Origin of the sequence: Arthrobacter sp. Hiyo1 (genome assembly GCF_001263615.2) — a bacterium.
Taxonomy (GTDB): domain Bacteria; phylum Actinomycetota; class Actinomycetes; order Actinomycetales; family Micrococcaceae; genus Arthrobacter.
Genome location: NZ_DF952474.1, coordinates 229,725 through 231,483, shown reverse-complemented (window position 1 = coordinate 231,483; position 1,759 = coordinate 229,725). Strand labels below are relative to the sequence as shown.

1 protein-coding gene and 2 pseudogenes are annotated in these 1,759 nt (G+C 63.0%); all 3 read right to left on the bottom strand.

Annotation, left to right across the window (positions count from 1 at the left end; genetic code table 11):
- A pseudogene (locus AHiyo1_RS27240) lies at positions 1-775 on the bottom strand (toprim domain-containing protein); the annotation flags it as partial.
- Between the two features lie 119 nt (positions 776-894).
- Entirely contained in the window at positions 895-1,536 is a 642-nt protein-coding gene (locus AHiyo1_RS18375) for an ArsR/SmtB family transcription factor (protein ID WP_059389506.1), read from the bottom strand.
- A 36-nt stretch (positions 1,537-1,572) separates the two neighbouring features.
- Positions 1,573-1,759: pseudogene (locus AHiyo1_RS27235) on the bottom strand (SAM-dependent methyltransferase); the annotation flags it as partial.

Below are 1,759 nucleotides of genomic sequence, written 5' to 3'. Positions count from 1 at the left end.
CGAGTTCCGTCGTTGGAGGTGCACCGCGTTCGCGGAGGTGAGGACGCCGTCGTCGTTGAGTCGCGGCCGCTGGCTACCTTCGCGCCGTCGACGGCAGCGAGCTTTGCTTGAATGTCGCGGAGCCGGTACCGAACTGGCCGGTCAGGTCCCAGTACGATGCGGATTTGAATGCCATGCGTTCGCGTTCGCGGTCCACCACCATGCGGGTCACGACCGACTGCACACGGCCGGCGGACAGGCCGCGGGCAACCTTGCGCCACAGCACCGGGGAGATTTCGTAACCGTACAGGCGGTCCAGGATGCGGCGCGTTTCCTGGGCGTCCACGAGGGCGCTGTCAACGTCGCGCAGGTTGTCCATGGCGCGGTGGATGGCTTCCTTGGTGATTTCACCGAAGGTCATGCGGTAGACGGGAACCTTGGGTTTCAGGACCTCCAGGAGGTGCCACGCGATGGCCTCGCCCTCGCGGTCCCCATCGGTTGCGAGATAGAGCGCGTCAGCGTCTTTCAGCTGGGCCTTGAGCTCGGCGACCTTTTTCTTCTTGTCCGGAGACACCACGTAATACGGTTTGAAGTCGTTCTCGATGTCGACGGCGAACTTGCCAACCGAGGTCTTCTTCAGTTCTGCAGGGAGGTCCGAGGGCTGCGGGAGGTCGCGGATGTGGCCGATCGAGGCCTCGACAATGAAGCCCTCGCCCAGGTACTTGGCGATGGTCTTGCTCTTGGCCGGAGACTCCACGATCACGAGTTTCTTGCCGGTTTTTGCCTTGCTGGGCACGGTTCTCCTACAGAAAAATGAATTGCTTGGGCTCGTGCCCATATTGGCCTAGTTCACCATATTTTGCAGAATCGTGCGTTTCCATGTGCACAAGTGCTGTGGAGGAACAGTGTTCTGGGTTAGCTTGAAGCCGGCGTCCGGTCGTCCGGAATCATCGACCACATCGTAGCGATTCGCACCGCTCCTTCGGGAATCCGCGTGGGATCCTCGAGCTCATATGACCTGATGAGTTCCTGGAATTTGGCCTTGAGATCCGTCCGCTGATCCGGAGTCAGGTACAGCAGATCGCTGGACAACACCATGGCGGCTGCCTCGTTCGCGGCCTCGCCCCGCTGGCGCCGCTCACCACGGGCCCGGGTGAAGGCAGTGGCCCGACGCCGGAAAGCGTCCAGTTCGAGTTCGACGACGGCGATCTCCGGGCTCGGAGCGTTGCCGCCGGATTTGATGGTGAAGTCCGAACCCGCGGCCTTCCAACGGCGTTCGCGTGCATCGCCCTCGTTGTCCGCGGCAGTAACGATCCCCCATTTCTGGAGGGCCCGCAGGTGGTAGCTCATGGCGCTCGGCGTGAGCCCGGTCTGCGCGGCGAGCTCTGTGGCCGTGCGGCTCAGTTGCGTGGAATACAGTTCCGAGATGACCTCAAGCCGGGCGGCATGCGCAAGGGCACGGATCGCTTTGGGGTCGGTGATCTCCACCGTCTTCTCGGGCCGTTTCCGGCGCTTCGGGGATGCCAGCCCGGTGGATACCCCATTGTCTTCATTCACCGGAACAGTTTATCCGCCGGGGGCGCCGCAATTGTCCTATGCCGTGGGAAGCAGGAAGCCGTCGCGGACCAGGTTACCGACGTCGGAGAGCAGACCTGCGCGGAAAGCGTCGTCGTCGAAGTCGTCGTCTCCACCCAGGAGGGCGGCCAAGGCGCCGACGAGCTGGCGCACGGACAGCTCGCCGTCACATGCCGACACGAAACCGGCCAGCTCGGTGCTCAAC